19 protein-coding genes, 1 tRNA gene, 1 pseudogene and 1 riboswitch are annotated in these 22092 nt (G+C 62.7%); of the genes and pseudogenes, 9 read left to right on the top strand and 12 right to left on the bottom strand.

Annotated elements, in window-relative coordinates:
- Positions 1 to 692: 692 nt before the first annotated feature.
- Entirely contained in the window at positions 693 to 1058 is a 366-nt protein-coding gene (locus R3X27_RS23940; RefSeq protein ID WP_317711430.1) for a hypothetical protein, read from the bottom strand.
- Positions 1059 to 1588: 530 nt separating this feature from the next.
- On the opposite strand from R3X27_RS23940, the gene R3X27_RS23945 reads away from it, so the two are divergent.
- The 4 genes and pseudogenes from R3X27_RS23945 to R3X27_RS23960 all read left to right on the top strand — a co-directional run bounded on the left by R3X27_RS23945 (position 1589) and on the right by R3X27_RS23960 (position 3684).
- Positions 1589 to 1678, top strand: a tRNA-Ser gene (locus tag R3X27_RS23945).
- 146 nt (positions 1679 to 1824) lie between these two features.
- Positions 1825 to 2307 (top strand): annotated as a pseudogene (locus R3X27_RS25725) (tyrosine-type recombinase/integrase); the annotation flags it as partial.
- 127 nt (positions 2308 to 2434) lie between these two features.
- Positions 2435 to 2911, top strand: a complete 477-nt coding sequence (locus R3X27_RS23955) for a site-specific integrase (protein WP_317711447.1) — start codon at positions 2435 to 2437, stop codon at positions 2909 to 2911.
- Between the two features lie 569 nt (positions 2912 to 3480).
- Positions 3481 to 3684 carry a DUF1127 domain-containing protein gene (locus R3X27_RS23960; protein ID WP_317711448.1) on the top strand — a complete coding sequence of 68 codons (204 nt, stop codon included), beginning with the start codon at positions 3481 to 3483 and terminating at the stop codon, positions 3682 to 3684.
- Between the two features lie 509 nt (positions 3685 to 4193).
- Here the strand turns inward: R3X27_RS23960 and hisH are convergent.
- The 3 genes from hisH to R3X27_RS23975 form a co-directional block, all read right to left on the bottom strand.
- Positions 4194 to 4835 (bottom strand): imidazole glycerol phosphate synthase subunit HisH, encoded by a 642-nt coding sequence (gene hisH / locus R3X27_RS23965; RefSeq protein ID WP_317711431.1) that lies wholly within the window; start codon positions 4833 to 4835, stop codon positions 4194 to 4196.
- Positions 4835 to 5422 (bottom strand): imidazoleglycerol-phosphate dehydratase HisB, encoded by a 588-nt coding sequence (gene hisB, locus R3X27_RS23970; protein WP_317711432.1) that lies wholly within the window; start codon positions 5420 to 5422, stop codon positions 4835 to 4837. The genes hisH and hisB overlap by 1 nt, the downstream gene beginning before the upstream one ends.
- A 247-nt stretch (positions 5423 to 5669) precedes the next feature.
- A complete protein-coding gene (locus R3X27_RS23975) occupies positions 5670 to 6257 on the bottom strand; it encodes a riboflavin synthase (protein ID WP_317711433.1) in 588 nt (195 codons plus the stop codon).
- 173 nt (positions 6258 to 6430) lie between these two features.
- Here R3X27_RS23975 and R3X27_RS23980 point away from each other — a divergent pair, with 173 nt between their 5' ends.
- From R3X27_RS23980 to R3X27_RS23990, 3 genes are all read left to right on the top strand, one after another.
- Positions 6431 to 7732 carry a capsule biosynthesis protein CapA gene (locus tag R3X27_RS23980; protein ID WP_317711434.1) on the top strand — a complete coding sequence of 434 codons (1302 nt, stop codon included), beginning with the start codon at positions 6431 to 6433 and terminating at the stop codon, positions 7730 to 7732.
- A gap of 139 nt (positions 7733 to 7871) precedes the next feature.
- Positions 7872 to 8990, top strand: a complete 1119-nt coding sequence (locus R3X27_RS23985) for a polysaccharide biosynthesis/export family protein (RefSeq protein WP_317711435.1) — start codon at positions 7872 to 7874, stop codon at positions 8988 to 8990.
- Positions 8991 to 9000: 10 nt separating this feature from the next.
- On the top strand, positions 9001 to 11049 hold the full coding sequence (locus R3X27_RS23990; protein ID WP_317711436.1) for a capsular polysaccharide biosynthesis protein: 2049 nt from the start codon (positions 9001 to 9003) through the stop codon (positions 11047 to 11049).
- 248 nt (positions 11050 to 11297) lie between these two features.
- On the opposite strand, the gene metK is transcribed toward R3X27_RS23990, so the two are convergent.
- The 7 genes from metK to R3X27_RS24025 form a co-directional block, all read right to left on the bottom strand.
- Positions 11298 to 12467, bottom strand: coding sequence for a methionine adenosyltransferase (metK, locus tag R3X27_RS23995; protein ID WP_317711437.1), 1170 nt, complete (start codon positions 12465 to 12467; stop codon positions 11298 to 11300).
- Between the two features lie 3 nt (positions 12468 to 12470).
- Positions 12471 to 12522, bottom strand: a riboswitch (SAM-SAH riboswitch).
- A gap of 33 nt (positions 12523 to 12555) precedes the next feature.
- Positions 12556 to 14022 (bottom strand): apolipoprotein N-acyltransferase, encoded by a 1467-nt coding sequence (lnt, locus tag R3X27_RS24000; protein ID WP_411572536.1) that lies wholly within the window; start codon positions 14020 to 14022, stop codon positions 12556 to 12558.
- A 71-nt stretch (positions 14023 to 14093) separates the two neighbouring features.
- A complete protein-coding gene (locus R3X27_RS24005) occupies positions 14094 to 15035 on the bottom strand; it encodes a transporter associated domain-containing protein (RefSeq protein ID WP_317711439.1) in 942 nt (313 codons plus the stop codon).
- A 37-nt stretch (positions 15036 to 15072) separates the two neighbouring features.
- Positions 15073 to 15564 (bottom strand): rRNA maturation RNase YbeY, encoded by a 492-nt coding sequence (gene ybeY / locus R3X27_RS24010; protein WP_411572537.1) that lies wholly within the window; start codon positions 15562 to 15564, stop codon positions 15073 to 15075.
- 92 nt (positions 15565 to 15656) lie between these two features.
- Positions 15657 to 16211, bottom strand: a complete 555-nt coding sequence (locus R3X27_RS24015; RefSeq protein ID WP_317711441.1) for a histidine phosphatase family protein — start codon at positions 16209 to 16211, stop codon at positions 15657 to 15659.
- Positions 16212 to 16301: 90 nt separating this feature from the next.
- Positions 16302 to 17234 (bottom strand): polyphosphate kinase 2, encoded by a 933-nt coding sequence (gene ppk2 / locus R3X27_RS24020; RefSeq protein WP_317711442.1) that lies wholly within the window; start codon positions 17232 to 17234, stop codon positions 16302 to 16304.
- A 126-nt stretch (positions 17235 to 17360) separates the two neighbouring features.
- Positions 17361 to 17678, bottom strand: a complete 318-nt coding sequence (locus R3X27_RS24025) for a DUF6476 family protein (protein ID WP_317711443.1) — start codon at positions 17676 to 17678, stop codon at positions 17361 to 17363.
- Positions 17679 to 17809: 131 nt separating this feature from the next.
- Here R3X27_RS24025 and R3X27_RS24030 point away from each other — a divergent pair, with 131 nt between their 5' ends.
- On the top strand, positions 17810 to 18844 hold the full coding sequence (locus R3X27_RS24030) for an RluA family pseudouridine synthase (RefSeq protein WP_317711444.1): 1035 nt from the start codon (positions 17810 to 17812) through the stop codon (positions 18842 to 18844).
- Between the two features lie 196 nt (positions 18845 to 19040).
- Positions 19041 to 19937, top strand: coding sequence for an RNA polymerase sigma factor RpoH (rpoH, locus tag R3X27_RS24035; protein WP_317711445.1), 897 nt, complete (start codon positions 19041 to 19043; stop codon positions 19935 to 19937).
- 743 nt (positions 19938 to 20680) lie between these two features.
- Here rpoH and R3X27_RS24040 read toward each other — a convergent pair.
- On the bottom strand, positions 20681 to 21835 hold the full coding sequence (locus R3X27_RS24040; protein ID WP_317711446.1) for an SEL1-like repeat protein: 1155 nt from the start codon (positions 21833 to 21835) through the stop codon (positions 20681 to 20683).
- Positions 21836 to 22092: the final 257 nt, after the last annotated feature.

Consider the following 22092-nt stretch of genomic DNA (forward strand, 5'->3'; position numbering starts at 1 on the left):
ACGACCTTCACCAATCAACCCTCATTTTTTAAAAAAGCCGCCGAGCCTGCTGTTCTACACACTCTCATTCGTACCGGCCCTCCGATGGGCCTAACGAGAATACCCGTATTGGTACTTTTTTATGATCATTTTACGCTCATTCTTTGGGTCACTTGAGATCGGGCGATTTCGGCGCACTCCCCGCACGAAAATTTATCACTTTATTTCAATAAACTAGCCGTAGAGAGTCCAACGCATAGCGCCACATTTTGCAGACGGTTCCGAAATGTGACGCAACGCGAAGCGCACCCAAACTGTTTGGGACATCATCTCCCGTCCTCCCCGCGGTCGCGCGGGATGCCCAAACCCTGATCGACTGTCGGTTTCGCTCGAGCGCAGAGTGGCCGCAATACCTGCATCGGCAGGGAGCTTTGATGTTCAAGCTCGCGGGACGGAAGACGGTTGAGAGCCCTTGCGGTGAATTGAGCGCTTCCGCTCTGCGGGACCTTGCCAACAGAGGTTGGGTCTTTCCCTGTCCAGAGCGCGGCGGGTGCGTTTTGGGAACCTCCAAGTCGGATGGTGGCAATCAAGGAAAGCGATTCCGGGTAGAGTTTTCGGCTGTTTGAATGACTGGTTACCCAACCATTTCCTGGCTCCCGAAAATCACGTTCCCGCCACGCTCGCCATTGAGGTATGCGATGAGTTCTGCCCAGTCATCCTGCCGGTGGCTCAGAGCGATTTTGCCAGCGCGCCGGCCTCTGATCACGTCGATGGCCGCCCGAACGTTGGAAAGCAGTTCGAGGAGTGCCTTCGGAGTTCGTACCCCGCAGTCCTTCGGGGACCTTTCCGCTGGCGAGGATGTCGGCGAACTGGAAGGCGATCTGGTCGGAGTCCGTAGGTTTGTCCGCCGGGTCGCTGATGTCCAGGGCCACCCGACAGACCTTCGCAAACTTGTTGACCGAACCCCGAATTGTCTTGACGCGGGTATCCGCCCAGAGATGTTTGTAAGATCTATCCGAAAAACCCTCACGGATTTCAGGGTATGACGGGGCCGTTGCGGTCGGCTTTGTGTCGAACATTGCCTTATTTCTTGTTTTTACTGGGATTTTTTATCGCTCTGTGGCGGAGCATTGATGCCAAGATCGCGGGAAATCGGCGTAGATCGGGGTAGGAGGCAAGATTTTTTGCTGCTCGGGCCGCGGCGTCGGCAGTCAGTTTGTCGGCTGCATCTTGCAGCCTGTTTTGGCATTGCTCATGTCCGCACATCCGTTTTGCAAAGGAGGTCGGTTCGGCGGTCCAAAGACGGGAATGAACATCCGACAATGAGCTCAGAACAAGCCTCTATGAGGACGAGAGCTGCGTTCCCTGTTGGCCAGAATCGCCCCTGCGTCTGCGACGTATGGCGCAGTCAGATCGTGTCAGAATTCGCTTGGTAGGTCGGTATTGCCGACGATATGGCCAAAATCCGTTGCTCATATCTTGCCCATACTGGATGCCATTCGGTGCCTTTTGGTGCCATTTCAAGGGTTTGAGCCCCTGTTGACGACACACCGAGGAAACTGAAATTTCCCCTTGTATATCTTTTGCTTGGACCTTTATACGGGTCGGCGGAGACGTGGCCGAGTGGTCGAAGGCGCTCCCCTGCTAAGGGAGTAGGCCCGGAAGGGTCTCGTGGGTTCGAATCCCATCGTCTCCGCCACCCACACCTTTTTCATGATTTGTCTGGCTGGCATTGAGCAGCCTAAACACCCCTAAATACTAAGACTTTTCTCCCTGTGAGGTTTCACTGGATTTCATTCGGTTGCGCCTGCACCCTTTTCTTGCGTGGTATGAGTGGTGGTACAGATGGCGGCGCTGGGCGGCAAGCTGACCAAGAGGCTGGTGGAGAATCTGGGGCCGGGGCGGCATGGCGATGGCGCGGGGCTGTATCTGGTGGTCGACCCGTCCGGGGCGCGGCGCTGGATTGTTCGTGTCACAGTCAAGGGCCAGAAGAACGCCAAGGGCGCGCCGCTGCGCACCGATTTCGGGCTGGGCGGGGCCGATGTCGTTTCCCTGAGCCAAGCGCGCGAGCGGGCGCTGGAATATCGGCGCATGGCGAAATCGGGCCTCAACCCGCGTTACAATGCCAAGCGGGAGGTGCCGAGTTTCGAGGAGCTGTCCCGGCAAGTGCATATCGACCGCCTGCCGACCTGGAAGAACCCCAAGCACGGGCAGCAATGGCTGAACACCCTGCGCGACTACGCCTTCCCCAAGATTGGCCGGATGCCGGTGGATTCCATCGGGCAACCGGAGGTGCTGATGTGCCTGTCTCCCATCTGGACGGAGAAGCACGAGACCGCGCGGCGGCTGGCCCAGCGCCTCAAGACGGTGCTGGACGTGGCGCGGCCTGCCCGCCTTCTACGCGGAACTGGACGGGCGCAGCGCGACGGCTGCACGGGCGCTGCAATTCGCCATCCTGACGGCCTGTCGCACGTCAGAGGTGTTGGAGATGACATGGGAGGAGGTGGACATGGAGGCGCGGCTCTGGACGATCCCGGCGGCGCGGATGAAGGGCGGGGTGCAGCACCGGGTTCCGCTGACGGAGGAAATGCTCCGCATCCTGGAGGCGGTGAAGCCGTTGGCCTCCACCTATGTCTTCGAGGGGCAGAAGCGGCACCGGGCCCTGTCCAACATGTCGATGCTGATGCTCCTGCGGCGCATGGGGCGCGGGCAATACACGGTGCATGGTTTCCGCAGCACGTTCCGCGATTGGGCGGCTGAGGAAGCGGGAGCGCCGCGCGAGGTGGCGGAGGCGGCGCTGGCGCATCAATTCGGGTCAGATGTAGAGCGGGCTTACGCGCGGTCGGATTTGCTTGAGCGGCGACGGGCGTTGATGGTGGATTGGTCGGACAAGCTGATAACGGCTTTGCGGGAGAACGGAGAACGGCAATGACCGACAACCGGTGGACAAGGCCGAACCGCCTCACGCACATATCGCGGTACGAAATAACAGAAGATAGCCAAGCCTGAACCACCTACACCCGCCAGGCACTGGCAGTAGAAGTCCGCACCCGCATGGGTTCTGAGGATGTGCTGGAGGTCCTCTATACTGCTCCTTTAAAATCACCTTCCACCAACCTGCCGCCCCTCCTCACAACGACGGAGGCGGAAGTCCACTCGGGAAACACCCAAAACCTGTTCAGACAAGTCAGACCACCTCAGGAAAGCAGGGAGCAACCACCCTGCGTCAGCGCCCCCCATCCCCTCCCTTCCAAGCCTGAAACAAGCCAACCTCATGGTTGAGTTCAGGCGTGAAGATGCTGAAAAATGAAGCAAATGTGACACGGCTCTTGCAAATGCTGCATAGCAGCATTGCTCATTCAACCCATTCCCATAGCCGGCTGGAGGCTTATCTTAATTCTCGAAGATAGCGCTAACAGGTAGTCCCGAAATAGCGCAGGAAATTGAATGGCGCGCCCGTCCCCTCCCCCTGGGCCGTCCAGCAGAACAGGATTGAAGACAATGGAAACGACGCTGAACACCAACGCCTCCGCAAGCTGGCTCTCCGCCCCGATCGCGACCTACCGCGTCCGGATGGAACAGTACCGCACCTATCGCCGGACCGTTCGGGAACTCTCCGGGCTGTCCGACCGCGCGCTCGCCGATCTGGGCCTGAGCCGCGCCATGATCAAGTCCCTGGCCCGCGAAGCCGCTTACGGCGCCTAAGGCCAGACCAAACGAACTCGGACGGCCCCTCCTCCTCCCTGGGTCATTCCGATTGGGCGACGACACCTCCTCCTCCCTGGTGTCGTCGCCTTTTTTGTTTGGGTGTCCGAAATCCGACGTGGATGGCTGCGCGGACATTCCAGCCCGACGCTCTGTGGGCAAACAAGTCACGCGGCTATCCTCCCGGTCCATCGCGATGACCCAAAGACACCCAACTCAGAGCATTTTCTTCGCTGTGAGGCCGGCCGGCCGCGCGGGATCACGGCCGTTGCCCTGAGCCAATGTCGGTCAGTGTTCTGCCCATAGGTCTGCCCCCGCCTCGAAGCCCCGACAAACGGATGCCGCAGCCTTGCATCGGAGCGGATGTGAGGCTCGCATGATCAGGGAAATACGCTACCAGACATAGAAACAAGTCGACGCTGGCGTCTGACGTTGGCGCCACGTGCGGGGCGCTTGCGCCCGCCGGACATCAACGAGAGTCCGACCGCCTTTGACCGAGAGCGACGCTGTCAGGGTGCCCAGCTCAGGAAGTTCGAAATCATCCGCAGCCCAGCGCGCTGGCTCTTCTCCGGGTGGAACTGGGTGCCGATCATGTTGTCTCGCCCGATGATCGCCGTGACCTCGCCGCCATATTCGGCATGGGCCAGTCGATGCGCGGGGTCGGCCACCTTCACCTGGTATGAGTGGACGAAATAAGCATGATCCCCGGACTCGATGCCGTCCAGAACCGGGTGCGTCCCCGTCACGATCAGATCGTTCCACCCCATATGCGGCACTTTCAGCGCGGTGTCGGACGGCGCGATGGGAACCACCTCGCCACCGATCCAGTCGAAACCGGGCGTGTCTTCATATTCGCGACCCACGGTCGCCATCATCTGCATGCCGATGCAGATCCCCATGAAAGGCCGGCCCTTGACGCGCACAGCTTCCTCGATCGCCTCATGCAGGCCTGAATGGCCCTCGAGGGCCGCCTTGCAGGCCGGATAGGCGCCATCGCCGGGCAAGACCACGCGGTCCGCGCGGGCCACGTCCTCAGGCTTGCCGGAAATGATCACCTCGCCAGCGCCGACCTCCACGGCCATGCGCTGGAAGGCCTTCTCTGCCGAGTGCAGGTTGCCGCTCTCGTAATCGACAACAATGGTCAGCGACATTACAGCATCCCCTTGGTCGAAGGAATTTCGTCCCCCTTGCGCGGGTCCGGCTCGACCGCTTCGCGCAGGGCGCGGGCGACGGATTTGAACCCGGCTTCGGCGATGTGGTGGGAATTGACCCCATGCAACGCATCGATATGGAGCGTGATGCCGCCATGGGTCGAGAGCGCCTGGAAGAACTCGCGGACGAGTTCAGTGTCGAAATTGCCGATCTTCTGGGTCGGGAACTCCATGTTCATCACCAGGAAGGGGCGCGCAGAGAGGTCGAGCGCGGTCCGGACCAGCGAGTCGTCCATCGCCAGCAGGCAGGACCCATAGCGGCGGATGCCCCGCTTGTCGCCGAGCGCGGCCACCAGCGCCTGACCGATCGCGATGCCGGTATCTTCGACCGTGTGGTGGTCGTCGATATGCAGGTCGCCATCGGCGCGGATCGTCATGTCGATCAGCGAGTGCCGGGCGAGCTGCTCCAGCATGTGATCGAAGAAGCCGACACCGGTCTTGCAGTCATATTGCCCGGTCCCGTCGAGATCGATCTCGACCGAAATCTTCGTCTCGGTGGTTGCCCGTTCGATTGTCGCCTTGCGCATGGCCTGAACTCCGTTTCGACCCGCGTTACATACAGGGGGTGGAGAGCCGATCCAAGAGGTGACTGGACGGCTTTGCCCGCGCTGTGTCTGTCGTGTCCACATTGCGGATTCTGCGGCCTTCCGCTGTGGGCGCAAGGAAACGCGGACACGGCGCCCTTCGGCCGTGTGTCCGTGCTCATCCGAGTTCCGTGCCGATGTCCGAAAGTGGCTGCTGGCAACACGCGAACACAGCTGCGGGCAAGCCGCCTCAGATCGTCTCCGCCAGACGCGCCACGTAGCGGGCCAGCGTGTCGATCTCCAGGTTGATCAGATCGCCCGGTTTCGCTGCCCCCCAGGTCGTCACGTCCTTCGTATGCGGGATGAAATTGACCCCGAAATCGCGGCCGTCAACCTCGTTCACGGTCAGCGAGGTGCCGTTCAGCGCCACCGACCCTTTCGGTGCGATGAACCGTGCCAGATCCTCGGGCGCGCGGAAGGTAACCCGCGTGCTCTCCCCCTCGACCTCCATCCGCAGGATCTCGGCCACCCCGTCGACATGGCCCGAGACGATGTGCCCGCCCAGCTCGTCGCCGACCTTCAGCGCCCGTTCGAGATTGATCCGGCCACCCTCGGCCCAGCCCCCGATATTGGTCTTGGAGACGGATTCGGCGGAGATATCGACCGCGAACCAGTCATCGCCCTTCTCCACCACCGTCAGGCAGACACCGTTGCAGGCGATCGACGCACCCAAGGCAACACCGTCCATGTCATAAGACGTCGCGATCCGCGCGTGCAGGTCACCGCGGTTCTCCAGATGCCTGATTTTGCCGATGTCGGTCACGATTCCGGTGAACATGGAAAGCCTCCTTCTGATCGCCCAAGCAGGTATCGGGACGGACCGACGGGGGCAAGAGGCGTGGTACGGTCGGCCACAGTCTCGCCGACAGTCTCGCGCCAGCGCAACAACCGCGTGACAGGACGCGCCCGGCAGCTTAGGCCAAGCGGAACCGACAAGCCACGAGCGAGATCTTGACCCCGAACAGCCTCCCCGCCGTCGCCTCCCGACGCTTCCTTTTCCTGCAAGGGCCACATGGCCCCTATTTCCAGCAGCTCGCCAGGATTCTGCTGGCGGCAGGCGCGGAGGTGGCCCGTGTCGGCTTCAATGCGGGCGACGAGGCGTTCTGGAAGGACCGGGATCGCTTCATTCGCTTCGACGCCCCCGTCGAGACATGGCCGGACCGCTTCGCCGAGATCGTGGAGGCACAGGGGACCACCGATCTCGTCCTCTATGGCGATGTCCGCCCGATCCATGCCCGCGCCGTCGAGATCGCGAAGGCGCGCGGCATCACGGTCCACGTGTTCGAGGAGGGGTACCTGCGCCCATACTGGGTGACCTATGAACGCGGCGGCTCCAACGGCAATTCGCGGCTGATGTCCCTCGATATCGAGACCATGCGAACGGCCCTGGCGCAATCGGATCTCGACCTGCCCGGCGTGCCTGCCCATTGGGGCGACATGCGCCACCATGTCTGGTTCGGCGCGCTCTATCACTGGCATGTCATGTTCCGAAACCGGCGCTACACCCACTTCCGGCCTCATCGCGCCCTGCCCGTGGCCCGCGAATTCCGGCTCCATGTCGCCCGCCTCCTGCTCATGCCCGTCCATTGGCTGGACCGCCAGTTCGCGACCCACCGCATAACCCATGGCGGCTATCCCTATCACCTCGCGCTCCTGCAGCTCGAACATGATTCCTCCTTCCAGGAACACGGCCCCTTCGAGACCATGAGCGACTTCCTCGAAACCTGCATCACGGGGTTTGCCGAGGGGGCGCCGCGCCACCATCGCCTTGTTTTCAAGGCCCATCCGCTCGAAGATGGCCGCACACCGATCCGTCGGAACGTGTTGCGGATCGCCGCCGAGCACGGTGTGTCCGAGCGTGTCCATTACGTGCGCGGCGGCAAGCTCGCCGCCCTGCTCGACCACGCGCGTTCCGCGATCACGGTCAATTCCACGGCCGGGCAACAGGCGCTCTGGCGCGGCCTGCCGATCCGCGCCTTCGGCCGCGCCGTCTTCGCCAAGCCCGAGTTTGTCTCCACCCAGCCCGTGGCCGAGTTCTTCGCCGAGCCAACCCCTCCGGACAGCCGCGCCTATCGCGACTACCGCTCCTACCTGTTGGAAACCTCGCAACTGACCGGTGGTTTCTACTCCGCCAAAGGCCGCCGCCAGCTCCTGCGGCAGGTCGTCGACATGATGCTCGCCCCGCTCGACCCCTATGACGCGCTGGCGACGGGCAAGGCAGCGCCCCGGCACCAGCTAAAATCCGCCGGATAATGCGCTCCGGATCGCGGCGACATGGCAACACTCACCTCAACGCGCCCTGCCGGACTTCCTTTTTTCCCTGAGTCCTGTAGGGTTAGCGGCAAAACTTGAGGCAAAATCCGTCTAAGGGGCCCGAGCAGTGCAAAAGACAATGTCCCGCTGGGCCAAGTTCCTGGTCCTGTGTTTAATCGCGTCGCTCGTTGCGGCTTGCGCCCTTCCGAGAGCTGGTCCCGGAAAGAAGGAAATCTATTCCGGATCGGTCATGGAAGACGGCGATGCCTTTGTCGTCTCGGTCAATGACCGCGTGACCCGCGCCACCTCCGTCACCCCGGTGCTGGGCTTCACCAGCGAGTTCGTGAATGCAGGCGAGGTCGGCTCCGACACCATCCGTCCCGGAGACGCGCTGGCGCTGACTGTCTGGGAAAATGTCGATGACGGTCTTCTTGCCAACCAGGGCCAATCCGCGACCGTGCTCGAAGAGGTGCAGGTCGACGGCTCCGGCTTCATCTTCGTGCCTTATGCGGGCCGTATCAAGGCTGCCGGCAACACGCCGGAGCGGCTGCGCCAGATCATCACCGAAAAGCTCGACGCCCAGACACCGGACCCGCAGGTGCTCGTGACCCGCGCCGCCGGCGATGGCGCAACCGTCTCCGTCATGGGCGGCGTCGCGCAGCAGGGCGTCTACCCGATTTCGCGGCCGACCCGCACCCTTTCCGCCATGCTGGCCCAGGCCGGCGGTATCACTGTCCCGACAGAGATCGCCCAGATCACAGTCTCTCGGGGTGGCAAGAGCTCGAAGATCTGGTTTGACGATCTGCACAGCGACCAGCGCCTCGACATCGCCCTGCGCGGCGGCGACCGCATCCTTGTCGAGGAAGACAGCCGGGCCTTCTCCGTGCTTGGCGCCACCGGCACCCAGAACCGCGTTCGTTTCGAGACCCAGACGCTTTCGGCCATCGAAGCCCTCGCACAGGTCGGCGGGCTGAACTCGAACCTCGCGGATCCGACCGGCGTCTTCGTTTTCCGCAATGAACCCGAGCCGGTGGCCCGCGCCGTGCTGGGCCGGACCGACATCGTCGGCGACCAGCGTTTCGTCTATGTGCTCGACCTCACGGAGCCGAACGGCATGTTCCAAGCCCGCGATTTCACGATCCGTGACGACGACACGCTCTACGTGACCGAGGCCCCCTTCGTCTCGTGGCAAAAGACCCTCTCCTCCATCACCGGCACTCTCACACCGCTGGCGAACTACGCAACGCTGACCAATTAAGGCCATTCGCGTGAAGGACCACCACTCACAGCCCGCCGCGGAAGAAACCCCGCGGCGGCTCTTCGTTTACAATGGCGGCTTCCTGAACCGCCGTCTCCGCCGCATCCTCTCGCTTGCGGGCTGGCAGGTCACGACCGGGCGTCCCGGCGCAGAGGATTGGGTCGGCGTCTGGGGGCACAGCCCGACCGCCTGGCGCGGCGAACGCATGGCGGAACGCTCCGGAGCGCGGCTGCTGCGGGTCGAGGACGCGTTCCTGCGCTCGATTCAGCCGGGACGGACCGGCGAAGCACCCGTCGGATTGCAACTTGACCGGCTCGGAATGCACTATGACGCGCGCCAGCCCTCCGAGTTGGAACAGACCCTGCTGATGGACCCGCTCGACAACACCGCATTGCTCGACCGTGCCCGCGCTTCCATGGACCGCTTGAAGCGGATTCAGATAAGCAAATACAACAGCTTCAACACAGGGCTTGAACCACCGGCTCCCGGCTACGTCCTCGTCCTTGACCAGACCATCGGAGACGCCTCGATCCGCAATTCCGGGAGCACGGCTTCAAGCTTCCGCGAGATGCTCGCGGTTGCACAGATCGAACATCCCGGCCAACGCATCCTGGTGCGCACCCATCCCGAGACACAGGCGCGTCTCCGCGAAGGCCATTTCGGCCCGAAAGACGCGCAAGGGCCTGTCGAACTCTGCACCGAGCCGCATTCTCCATGGGCGCTGCTGAACGGGGCGGTTGCAGTCTATACGGTCTCCTCCCAGCTTGGTTTCGAAGCCATCCTTGCCGGCCACCGACCGCGCGTCTTCGGCCAACCCTTCTATGCTGGCTGGGGCCTGACCGAGGACGAACAGCCCCTGCCCCGGCGCAACCGCCGCCTCACCCGTGCACAGCTCTTCGCTGCCGCGATGATCCTGCGCCCAACCTGGTACGATCCCTGGCGGGACCGGCTCTGCGAACTGGAAGACGTGATCGACGGGTTCGAGGCCCGTCTGCGCGCCTTCCGCGAGGACCGGCATGGCTATGTCGCCACCGGCATGCGCCTGTGGAAACGCGCCCACCTGCGCCGCTTCTACGGCCAGCAGGACAAGATGATCTTCGGCCTGCCCTCCGGTGGCTCGGTGCTCAGGGCCATGACCGAGCAACGCCCGATCCTCGGCTGGGCCGGTCGGATCGACTCGCCAATCCTGGCGGGCGCTGCTGCGTCCAATGTGCCGGTGTTTCGCGTCGAGGATGGCTTCCTGCGCTCGCGCGGTCTCGGCGCGGACCTGGTGCCGCCGATGTCGCTGGTGCGCGACGATCTCGGGATCTATTACGACCCGGGCGAAGAGAGCCGCCTCGAGCGCCAGATCGCCGCCGCGACCGACTTGCCCGCGGACGCGCTGTTGCGGGCCGGGCGGCTTCAGACCCGCCTGACACAGGCCGCTCTGTCGAAATACAACACTGGCAGCGCCGCCCTGCCGCCGCTTCCCGAAGGAAGGCGCATTCTGGTACCGGGGCAGGTCGAGGATGATGCCTCGATCCAACTCGGCTGCGGCGAGATCCGAACCAATCTCGGCCTGCTCGAAGCTGTTCGCGCCGCCAATCCCGATGCCGTGCTGATCTACAAGCCGCATCCCGATGTCGAAATCGGCCTGCGGATGGGCGCCATTCCGGAGGCGGAGGCCCTGAAGCTCGCGGATGTCGTGGCGCGCGACGCCGATCCGATTGCCCTGATCGAGGCGGTGGACGAGGTCTGGACCCTGACGTCTCTGCTGGGTTTCGAGGCCCTGCTGCGTGGCCGCGCGGTGACCTGCCTTGGCACGCCCTTCTACGCCGGTTGGGGGCAGACAACGGATCTCGCCCCGGCTCCCGAACGCCGCCGCGCGCGGCCGAGCCTCACCGGGCTGATCCACGCCACCCTGATCGACTACCCGCGCTATCACGACCCGGTCACCGACCTGCCCTGTCCCGTCGAGGTGGTCGTCGACCGGCTCGAGGCCGGTATCTCGCCGAGACCGCACCGGCTTCTGTCCAAGCTTCAGGGCCTGCTGGCCAGCCGCACGACGGTCTGGCGGTAAGGTCTTTTCGGCCGACCTGCGGACAACAGGCGCAAGCGCCCCTGCCCGAGAGACAGGCATCCTTGGTTCGCAAGTGGCCCATAGATCAGCTGTCCGGATTGCGCACAGAGCGGCGGGTCGCCATGCCCGCCGGGACGGGCAGGCGCCAGCGGTTTGAGCCGGGCTCTTCCGCGTCCGGCTCAAACATCCACGTTCTGCGCGCGCTCACCGCGCGACAAAACCCTCTGCGGACGCACGGCACCCTCTCGTCAGACGACCGCCTTTTTCAGCGCTTCGACAAGATCCGTGCGTTCCCAGCTGAAACCGCCATCAGCCTCAGGCGCGCGGCCGAAATGGCCATAGGCCGCGGTGCGCTGGTAGATGGGTTTGTTGAGTTCGAGATGGTTGCGGATACCGAGCGGGGTCAGGTCCATCACCTTCGACACGGCCTGTTCGATGGCCATCTCGTCAACAGCGCCGGTCCCGTAAGTATCGACATAGATCGAGAGCGGCTTGGCCACACCGATCGCGTAGCTGAGCTGGAGCGAGCAGCGCTTGGCCATGCCAGCGGCGACAATATTCTTGGCCAGGTAGCGCGCCGCATAGGCTGCGGAGCGGTCGACCTTGGTCGGGTCCTTGCCGGAGAACGCGCCACCGCCATGGGGCGCCGCGCCCCCATAGGTGTCCACGATGATCTTGCGCCCGGTCAGCCCCGCATCCCCGTCCGGACCACCGATGACGAATGTGCCGGTCGGGTTGACCCACCACTCGGTCTTGTCAGTGATCCATTCGGTGGGCAGCACGTCACGGATATAGGGCTCCACGATTGCGCGGATATCGTCCGACTTCTGGGCTTCGTCGGCATGTTGGGTCGAGAGCACAACAGAGGTCACCTCGACCGGCTTGCCATCCTCGTAGCGGATCGAAAGCTGGGACTTGGCATCCGGCCGCAGGCTCGGCTCGGCACCGGATTTGCGCACCTCGGCCAGCCGCCGCAGGATCGCATGGGCATATTGGATCGGCGCCGGCATCAGTTCCGGCGTCTCGTCCACGGCATAGCCGAACATGATCCCCTGGTCGCCCGCGCCTTCGCGGTCCACGCCCTGGGCGATATGTGCCGATTGCTCGTGCAGGAAATTCAGCACCCGGCAGGTGTTCCAGTGAAACTGCTCCTGCTCGTAGCCGATGTCCCGAATACAGTCGCGGGCGATCTGGCTGATCGACCCCATGAACGTCTTGAGCCGTTCCTGGTCGGACAGGCCAACCTCGCCGCCAATCACCACCATGCCCGAGGTCGCGAAGGTCTCACAGGCCACGCGCGCCGTCGGTTCCTCGGTCAGGAAGGAATCCAGGACGGCATCGGAAATACGGTCGCAAACCTTGTCGGGATGCCCCTCCGAAACGGATTCGGAGGTAAAGATATAGTTCTGTCGGGACATGAATGCTCCATTGATCCAGATTTTGCGCCACGCCAGGAAGCCGTTGTGACGAAAGGATGGATTTCAGTAGGCCCGCCCGAAGGCGCGGTCAACCAGAATGCGTGCGCCGCGACAGCACGCCCAAAACAGCCGTCAGACCCAGCAACAGGAGCAAAGCCGGCCACTCGCCAGATCGCGCATAGAGCGTCGGCGCAAGCGAGGCCGGCAGCGCGGCATCGATCTTGCCGGCCATGCCGAGCGGCAAGGAAGCCTGCACCCGGCCAAAAGGGTCGATCACTGCGGATATCCCGGTATTGGCCGCCCGCATCACCGGCAGCCCTTGCTCGATCGCCCGCAATCGTGCCAGCGCGAGATGTTGCCAGGGGCCCGAGAGCTTGCCGAACCAGGCATCATTGGTCACATGCGCGATCCAGTCCGGCCGTCCCGGCGCCCGGGCGATATCATTGGGAAAGATCGCCTCGTAGCAGATCAGCGGCAAGACCTTCCCCGCCGCACCGAGGTCGAGCAATGCCGGTCCCGGCCCGGCCGTGTATCCGCCGGTCTCGTTCGCAGCGAGCCCGAAGATGCCAGCGCGCGCGAAGAGCGACACCAGCGGCATGTATTCGCCAAAGGGCACGAGGTGGTGCTTGTCGTAGCGGGCCGTAACCGCGCCGGTGCCATCCAGCGCAACCAGGCTGTTGAACCAGGCGCCATCCGGGGCCCGATGCTGAAGCCCGGCAAGGCTCTGCGCGCCCTGCCCCGCTTCGGCAATTTCCTCGAAGGCCGGGGCGGCATGTTGCAGCAACCACGGCACCGAGGTCTCGGGCCAGATCACAAGGTCAGGGCGCGGCGTATCCGGGGGCGGGGCGGCGCTGGTCAGGGCAAGCTGCCGGCGGTAGAAAACCGGGATCCAGTCCGGGTCCCACTTCTGATGCTGCGGCGCGTTGGGCTGCACAATCCGGACCTGGACCATCGGGTCGGCCAGCGCGGCGACACCCTCGGGCACGCGCTGCTGGCCATAGCTCCCGGCCCAGGTGATCAGCAACGCGCCGACGAAGAAACCGAAAGCACTGCGGCGGCCCCCGCCCAGCACTGCGGGAACCGACGCCGCGGCAAGGGTCAGCAGCGTCAACCCATGGGCGCCGACAAGGGAAGCGAGTTGAACCTGCGGGCTGTCGATCCAGATATGACCGATCATCGCCCAAGGGAAACCGGTCAGCACATGCGCGCGCAGCAACTCGACGGCACAGAGCGTGACCACCAGCCAGGCGCTACGCAGGCGCGGATCGCGCGAGACGCGCGCCGCCAGCCAGAACGCAGCCGCCCAGAACAGCGCCAGCCCTCCGGCCATGAACAACAGCGCAAAGGGCGCCATCCACCCATGACGGACGGGGTCCACGAAGAAGGGTTCAACGATCCAGAACAGCGCGCCGGCGAAATGCCCCGCCCCGAAGGCCCAGCCACGCCAGGCCACGATCCGCGGATCTTCGGGAAGTACAAGCAGCCCCACGGCCGCCGCCAAGGCCACAAGCGCCGGCAAGACCCAGCCGAGCGGCGCCTGTCCGCTGGCCAGCATAAGCCCCAGCCCGAAGGCCAACGCCAGCCCCCGCCAGCGCGACGCAACCAGCTCCGCGATCACCAGAAGGCCTACTCGGCCGCCGCGCGCAGCGGCCCCGGCATGGCGGCCACGGACCCGGACTGCACTGCTCCCGGCAATTGCACACGCAGCCGCTTGATCCGGCGCGGATCGGCGTCGATCACCTCGAATTGTGCCCCCGAGGAATGCGGGATCACCTCGCCACGCACCGGCACACGGCCGATCTCCATGAAGAGCAGCCCACCCAGCGTGTCGACCTCCTCCTCATCCTCGGCCTCGACCAGCTTCAGGCCGATCTCGGCCTCGAACTCCTCAAGCGGGGCCCGAGCCAAGGCGAGATAGCTGCCGGGGCGCTCCTGGACCCAGAACTCCTCTTCCTCGATGTCGTGCTCGTCTTCGATCTCACCGATCACCTGTTCGATCAGGTCCTCGATGGTCACGAGCCCGTCCACCCCGCCATACTCGTCGATCACAAGCGCCATGTGGCGCCGGTCCGCCTGCATCTTCTGCAGAAGCACGCCGATTGGCATCGACGGCGGCGCGAAGATGAGCGGACGCAGCATCAGGCCGAGATCGAAATCGTCCTCGCGGCAGCCGTTGAAGCCATGCCGCAAGGCGACATCCTTCAGATGGACCAGCCCAAGCGGGTTATCCAGAGTGCCATCGAAGACAGGGAGGCGAGTATTGCCACTCTCGCGGAAGGCCTGGATCAGTTCGTCCAGCGCGATATCGACTGGGACCGAAACGATCTCGACCCGGGGAATGGCGACATCCTCGACCCGCAAGTGCCGCAGGTTGGCCATCCCTCGTGGAGCGCCATCGACGTCCGCGAGCTCCGGGCCCGGATCCGGCGTATCGGACTGCTCGGAAACGGCGGCATCATTGCCGCCAAGAAATCCCGCCACCCGGCGGAGCACCCCTTTTTTCGGGGGTATCTGGTCGTCCTGCGCGCATTGCGCTGCGCTAGGAGAGCCTTCGGCTGTGTCGCCCATCTTACCTTTCCAAAATCATCGGCCAGTGCCGGATTCCTTAATATGGATCCGGAAAGCCGAGTTCGCCAAGTATTTCAACCTCGAGCCGTTCCATCAAGAGGGCATCTTTGTCGCAAATGTGGTCATAACCCAACAAATGCAACACTCCGTGAACAACCAGATGCGTTACATGGGCCTCGAACGGGCGCTGAGCGGCCTCCGCTTCGCGCGCGCAGGTCTCGAAAGCGAGCGCAATATCGCCGAGAAAGGCCGGCTCGCCGGGGAAATCGGCCACGGGATGCGCGGGAAACCCGCCCGGCTCCTCTGCCGATAGATCCCCGGCCGGCCAGGACAACACGTTCGTCGCCGCCTCCTTGGCCCGAAAATCTGCATTCAGCACCGCGATTCGCGCATCATCCGTCGCCAGCAACGCGATCTCGGCGTCTTCCGGCAAACCCAGATGCGCCAGCGTATTCCGCGCCGCGCGCTCGGCCAGCTCCGGCACCCCATGCGCCTCCCAGGCCTCGGCCTCGATCACGATATCGACAATCGGTTCCAATAGCGTCGCTCCGGAAGTCTCGCTTCATTCGGGCGCGCCATACCAACCAGCCCATCCGCCGTCCATGCCGAAAGCCCGCGCGCTCAGGGCGTCAGCAAGTCCTCGCCTTGCGACGTGCAGTGCCAGACCACGCCCTGACGGTCGTCCAGCGCATCCATCCCCTCGACATCCAGCCCCAGCATCAGCCCGCGCAGAAGCTGCGCGCTCACCCCATGGGTCACGACCACCGCCTCGGCCGGCACGGCCGTGCGGAAATTTTCAAGCCGCCGCAGCATATCCTCCATCCGCTCGCCACCGGGCGCGGAGAATTTCCACAGAAAGGACCCGGGATTGGCCGTCGCGTCCGGAGACGCGCGGCGAATCTCCTCGAAGGAGAGCCCCTGCCAATCTCCCATGCCGATCTCGGCAATCCGTGCATCGCGGATCGGCTCCGCGCCGGGCATGACCAGCCGCGCTGTCTCCCGCGCCCGCCCCTGAGGGCTGGAATAGACCGGCAGACCCGTCGCCCCCGCGCGCCGCAGGATCTCGCCCTGCTGCGCCGCTTGCGCACGGCCGCGTTCGGTCAGCGGCGAGTCGAGTCCGCCCTGCATCCGTCCCTGGACATTCCAGAGCGTTTCGCCATGGCGCAGAATGAACATCGCTCCCTCCGGATTGCAAAAGGCCGCCTGAGGCGGCCTTTTCAACACGCTCCTGTCGCGCCTGTCACCCCCAATTCGGGCGTGGCGACATCAGTAGACCTTCGGAACGTAAAGCTCGTCCGGCAGCACGCGGCGCTCGTAATCGGGATTGTATTCCCGCTCGGGCAGTTCGACCCGCTCGCTCTCCACCGGCTCATAGGGGATCTTGGTCAGGATATGCTCCATGCAATTGAGCCGCTCCCGCTTCTTGTCGTTGCCTTCGACAATATACCACGGCGCCTCGTCGATATTCGTGCGCTCGAACATCTCCTCCTTGGCCTTGGTATATTGCTCCCAGCGAACACGCGATTGCAGGTCCATCGGGCTCAGTTTCCATTGTTTCATCGGGTCGTGAATTCGAACCTGAAACCGGAGCTGCTGCTCGGCATCCGTGATCGAGAACCAGTATTTCAGCAGGATGGTGCCGTTCCGGACCAGCATCCGCTCGAACTCCGACACGTCGCGAAAGAACATCTCGACCTGTTCCTCCGAGGCAAACCCCATGACCCGCTCGACCCCGGCACGGTTGTACCAGGAGCGGTCAAAGAGCGCCATCTCGCCGCCCGCCGGCAGATGCTCGACATAGCGCTGGAAGTACCACTGGGACTGCTGGCGCTGGTTCGGCGCGGGCAGCGCCACGACCCGGCAGACGCGTGGGTTCAGGCGTTGCGTGATCCGCTTGATCACCCCGCCCTTGCCGGCCGAGTCCCGACCCTCGAAGAGAATGCAGACCTTGGCGCCGGTCGCCTGGACCCAATCCTGAACCTTGATCATCTCGGATTGCAGCCGCAGCAGGTTGCGGAAATAGGTGTGACGATCAAGCAGGTCCGGATGCGCCTTGCGATAGATCTTGCGGATCTCGCGGCTGAGCATCGGTTCAGAGAATTCCATCTCGAAGGTCTCGTCCAGCGTCTCCTCAAGTTCGGCTTCGAGCCAATCCTTGTGCATGTCGTCGAGCGGGGTGAGATCATTCTCGTCTTTCATCGTCTTCCTTCCATCTGGCAATCGGGTCGAAACCGCCCTTTTTCGCGCGGCGTTGCCCGACCCTAGCACCAGTTTGCGACAAGCTGTTTGCGCCAAGTCAAGCAAGCCCGCCTCAAAGGAAAAACGTTACTCCGGTGCGTCCAGACTTCGGATCGGAGCGCCCCCCTCGGGCGCAAAGAAATGCACGGTGCCGTCATCTGCGACCACAACCCAGAACTCCTTCGCCCGGGTGACGGCGGCAGGCGTCTCGCCCGCCGGAAGCTCAAATGCCTGAGGAAGCGACAACATCTCCGTCGGCGCGGCTTCACGGCCACTGAATCGCAGCCAGAACAGGACGATCAGGAGCGCCATCCCGGCGATCATCGTCGCCGTCAGGACGAAGACGAGGATGCGCAGAAAGCGCAAGGTGCGCGCGTCTTCCGGGCTCAGTTCCTGCTCTTCCATTCCTGCCTCCCCACGACTTGCTCCACGGCTCATAGGACAGCAACGGCATCCGGTCCAGCGCGCATCACTCTTGCCAGCGCCCCTGCCAAGGGCGTATGGCTCTCGCTCCGCCCCCACCAGAAGGTTTTCGCATGTCGCCAGCCCGCCTGATCCGCGTTGAGATTGCCGAGAACCCGCCGGGCCGGCTCGACAAGGCGCTTGCCCGGGACGTGCCCGAGGAGGCCGCACTCTCGCGCTCGCGGCTGGCGCGGCTGATCGCGGACGGGCAGGTCTCGCGAGGTGGCGAGGTGGTGCGCGACGGCAAGGCCAAGGTCGCGACCGGCGACGTGATCGAGATCACCCTGCCCGAGGCCGCCGAGGTCGAGACCGTTGCCGAGTCCATTCCGCTCACGATCGCCTATGAGGACGAGGCGTTGATCGTTGTCGACAAGCCGGCGGGCATGGTCGTCCACCCGGCCCCAGGCTCTCCCTCCGGCACCTTGGTCAACGCGCTGCTGCACCATTGCGGCGACACGCTCTCCGGCATTGGGGGCGAAAAACGTCCCGGTATCGTGCACCGGATCGACAAGGACACCTCGGGCCTTCTCGTCGTCGCCAAGTCGGATGCCGCGCATCACGGGCTGGCCGCGCAGTTCGAGGCCCATTCCGCCGAACGCCGTTATCTCGCGTTGACCCATGGTTGCCCGGACCCGGCCGACCCGCGCCTGCGCGGCATCAAGGGCACGCATTGGGAGACCGGCGAGCTGCTCCGCATCTCCACCGAGCTGGCGCGCCACAAGCATGACCGACAAAAACAGGCGGTGGTCTGGTCCGGCGGACGCCACGCGATTACCCGCGCCCGGGTTCTCGAGCCGCTCGGAGTGCCGCCGGCCGCGGCCCTGGTCGAATGCCGGCTGGAGACCGGGCGGACGCATCAGATCCGGGTTCACATGGCCCATATCGGCCATGGTCTCCTCGGCGACCCCGTTTATGGCGGCAAGCGCCGCCTCTCGGGGCGCGCGCTCGGCCCGGACCCCGCCGCACTGGCCCAATCCTTCCCCCGCCAGGCGCTGCACGCTGCGAGCCTCGGCTTCTCCCACCCGCTGAGCGGAAAGGCGCTGAGCTTCGAAAGCCCGCTGCCTGAGGATATGGAAACCCTGCTGACGGCCTTGCGCTCCGGAATGTAAACCGCTATTACATTCACTGAACAACGCGTGAACAAGGTTTCAAGCGCTATTGGACGCGACGGAAAGCGTCTATCTTACCGTTAACGCAATACAGGTATCGCAAACATGGGGACTTGAACCGAACAGTTCAGTTCTTAAGTAATAGGTCAAACGGGTGCACTTTCGGCATCCGGAACAACAGGCAAGGAGGGACGACATGGCGAACTACACGGGTCTTCCCGCCCCCTCTCCGGAGCAGGGGCTTAATCGTTATCTTCAGGAAATCCGCAAATTCCCGATGCTGGAACCCGAAGAAGAATACATGCTGGCCAAACGCTGGGTCGATCATCAGGACCGCGATTCCGCCCACAAGATGGTCAACTCGCATCTGCGTCTCGCCGCCAAGATCGCCATGGGCTATCGCGGCTACGGGCTGCCGCAGGCGGAGGTGATCTCGGAGGCAAATGTCGGCCTGATGCAGGCCGTCAAGCGCTTCGATCCCGAGAAAGGCTTTCGGCTGGCGACCTATGCGATGTGGTGGATCCGCGCCTCGATCCAGGAATACATCCTGCGGTCCTGGAGCCTTGTGAAGCTTGGCACCACCTCGGCGCAAAAGAAGCTCTTCTTCAACCTGCGCAAGGCAAAATCGCGGATTGGCGCCCTGGAAGAGGGGGATCTTCGGCCTGAGAACGTCAAGCGGATCGCGACCGATCTGGGCGTGACCGAAGCTGAAGTGGTCTCCATGAACCGGCGGATGTCGGGCGGGGACGCCTCGCTCAACGCCACTGTCGGCAGCGACGGCGATACCACGACGCAGTGGCAGGACTGGCTCGAGGATGAAGACGCCGACCAGGCCGAGCAATACGCGGAAAGCAACGAGATGTCCGTGCGCCGCGATCTGCTGCTGGAAGCGATGGACGCGCTCAATGACCGCGAGAAAGACATCCTCACCCAACGCCGCCTGGCCGAACCGCCTGTGACACTGGAAGAACTGTCCGGGCAATATGATGTCAGCCGCGAGCGGATCCGCCAGATCGAGGTCCGTGCCTTCGAGAAGCTCCAGAAGCGGATGAAGGAACTGGCGCGCGAGAAAGGCCTGCTGACCTCGGTATGATCCGAACCGCAGGGTCGGATAGAACAGAACACGCCGCCCTTGTTTCGGGCGGCGTTTTCATTGGAAGCACTTGATTTCGAAGCGCTCTGGTTCTGGCCCGACCCGGCCATCTGGGATGATCACAGACCACGGGTCAAACCCGGTCTTCCACAAATCTCGTCCGTGAGGAAATGGTGGGTGATGAGGGATTTGAACCCCCGACATCTTCGATGTGAACGAAGCGCCCCACACATACATGCACTACATTGTCATGCATTCCGCTGACACCGCATGCAGATGAATGCCGTTTGATGTCAGTGCGTTGATCTATACAGTAACGTCACAACACACACAACACGGCGTGCCGATCACACACTACAATGCCGTGTTGAACTGTGCACGATTGCAGCGGAATTGCAGCGGAACCTCTGAAACTGTCACAGGTTTGCGCGCGTTTGACGGTGCGTCTGCCGCCAATGTTAGTTCGCTAGGAAAAAGCACGCGACAGTGCGCGTCAAAACAAGTCGATGCTGGTGCGCTGCGCGCCGACGTGCTGATGCGCGTCGAAGCGTGGCCGACTGCACCACCCCCACCCGCAGTGCGCGGCATCCCCCCGCCACTTTCCAAAGCCGGGGGAAGAACATGCTGATCTGCGGAAGGTGAAGTCGCGCGTCCCCCACTAGCGCCCAAGTGACACATCGCGGCGCGCGGCCTCGAAACCAGCAGGATCGTTTCAGTTGACCGCACCGGGAGTGAACTGCTTGCTAGCAGTCGGTGTAGTTTGACGCGACACACCTTGCCGCCATGCGTTTGGCTTCTGCGATTTGGTCTACACTCATGTGTTCCTCCCAGAAATCCATTCTCTCGGCACCACGATCTATTCCGTTTTCATGGGCCACGCTGAACCACATGTACGCCGCCACCACGTCGTTTAAGAGTGTGTTGTCCTTGGACAGAACCAATCCGAGGTTGAATTGCGATGCAGCTAGTCCCTGAACTGCAGCAAGTTCATACCAACGTGCGGCCTCCGTCATGTCTTTTTCAACTCCATCGCCATTATTGTAGCGGAAGCCCAGTGTATTTTGTGCGCGCGCATGACCGCGCGCGGCGGCCAACCGAAAAAAGTGCAAAGCGAGTTGGTCGTTTTCTTCCGTTCCTTGCCCTTTTGAGTGCATTGCACCGACATTAAACATCGCATCAGGGTTTTCGTTTTGCGACGCTATTTGGAACCAACGAAATGCCTTGTTGTAGTCTACTGCGACACCGTCTCCGAAGTAGTAACGTCTTCCAAATTCATACATAGTACCTGCATCAAGCTCGCCTCTTTCCGCAACCAACCAATACCATTCGTCTGCTTCAGAAATGTCTACAGGAACACCGATCCCTTTCTCGTAAACAGATGCAAGCAAGGCTTGTGCAGCACTGTGGCCACTTTCAGCAGCGGACCGAAGCGCCTCCAACGACTTGGCCGGATGCGAATTGTTGCCTCCACCGTCAACGTACATAATGCCGAGGCTGTACTGCGCCTCAACGTCGCCGTTATCTGCCGCCAAAAGGTACCACTTTGTTGCTTCTTTAAGGTCCTTTTCTAATGTCATCCCATAGTGGTATCGGTAACCTAGTTGAAACTGCGCAAAAACGTGTCCATTCTCAGCCGCTGATTTAAGCCAGTGCATAGCGGTCATGGCTGTGTTGCCATCGTTCGGAACACCTTCAACTCGGATGTACATTTGAAACAGCGCATATTGCGCATCAGCGTTTCCTGCCTCGGCAATTGGCCTCCACTTCAACAATGCCATGCTAAAATCGCCGCGCTGGTAGGCTTCAAGCCCCTTCTTATAGTGTTGGGCGTACACTGCGGTCCCGAAGAGGAAGCATGCAGATATTGCGAACGACGCAAGGAAACGGAAGGCGTTCACTTGTATTTCTCTCTTTTATGATCGACGAAACAGACACACTCTTACCCATCCTGCACAAATGCCGATCAGGTCTTGCATGTTCGCATCCGTCTGTCATCTCGCGTAATTGCGTGACATTCGATGGAGTTGTTTTCACGTGTGAAACACGCCGATATGCACATGCCTTTCAAACCAGTGCATTGACCCACTTCGCTTTCCCAACCCGCCTTCAGTCGGTCGCAGTAGTTGACCCGTGTGCACTCCTTGCGAACTGGTGC

The sequence above is a fragment of the Tropicimonas sp. TH_r6 genome (assembly GCF_033101155.1).
Classification (GTDB): Bacteria; Pseudomonadota; Alphaproteobacteria; order Rhodobacterales; family Rhodobacteraceae; genus Tropicimonas.

Excerpts from the sequence above, each read along its gene's own strand:
- R3X27_RS23940 (WP_317711430.1), bottom strand. The coding sequence starts at position 1,058 with ATGTTCGACACAAAGCCGACCGCAACGGCCCCGTCATACCCTGAAATC.
- R3X27_RS23960 (WP_317711448.1), top strand. The coding sequence starts at position 3,481 with ATGGAAACGACGCTGAACACCAACGCCTCCGCAAGCTGGCTCTCCGCC.
- hisH (WP_317711431.1), bottom strand. The coding sequence starts at position 4,835 with ATGTCGCTGACCATTGTTGTCGATTACGAGAGCGGCAACCTGCACTCG.
- hisB (WP_317711432.1), bottom strand. The coding sequence starts at position 5,422 with ATGCGCAAGGCGACAATCGAACGGGCAACCACCGAGACGAAGATTTCG.
- R3X27_RS23975 (WP_317711433.1), bottom strand. The coding sequence starts at position 6,257 with ATGTTCACCGGAATCGTGACCGACATCGGCAAAATCAGGCATCTGGAG.
- R3X27_RS23985 (WP_317711435.1), top strand. The coding sequence starts at position 7,872 with ATGTCCCGCTGGGCCAAGTTCCTGGTCCTGTGTTTAATCGCGTCGCTC.
- metK (WP_317711437.1), bottom strand. The coding sequence starts at position 12,467 with ATGTCCCGACAGAACTATATCTTTACCTCCGAATCCGTTTCGGAGGGG.
- lnt (WP_411572536.1), bottom strand. The coding sequence starts at position 14,022 with ATGCTGGCCAGCGGACAGGCGCCGCTCGGCTGGGTCTTGCCGGCGCTT.
- R3X27_RS24005 (WP_317711439.1), bottom strand. The coding sequence starts at position 15,035 with ATGGGCGACACAGCCGAAGGCTCTCCTAGCGCAGCGCAATGCGCGCAG.
- R3X27_RS24015 (WP_317711441.1), bottom strand. The coding sequence starts at position 16,211 with ATGTTCATTCTGCGCCATGGCGAAACGCTCTGGAATGTCCAGGGACGG.
- ppk2 (WP_317711442.1), bottom strand. The coding sequence starts at position 17,234 with ATGAAAGACGAGAATGATCTCACCCCGCTCGACGACATGCACAAGGAT.
- R3X27_RS24025 (WP_317711443.1), bottom strand. The coding sequence starts at position 17,678 with ATGGAAGAGCAGGAACTGAGCCCGGAAGACGCGCGCACCTTGCGCTTT.
- R3X27_RS24030 (WP_317711444.1), top strand. The coding sequence starts at position 17,810 with ATGTCGCCAGCCCGCCTGATCCGCGTTGAGATTGCCGAGAACCCGCCG.
- rpoH (WP_317711445.1), top strand. The coding sequence starts at position 19,041 with ATGGCGAACTACACGGGTCTTCCCGCCCCCTCTCCGGAGCAGGGGCTT.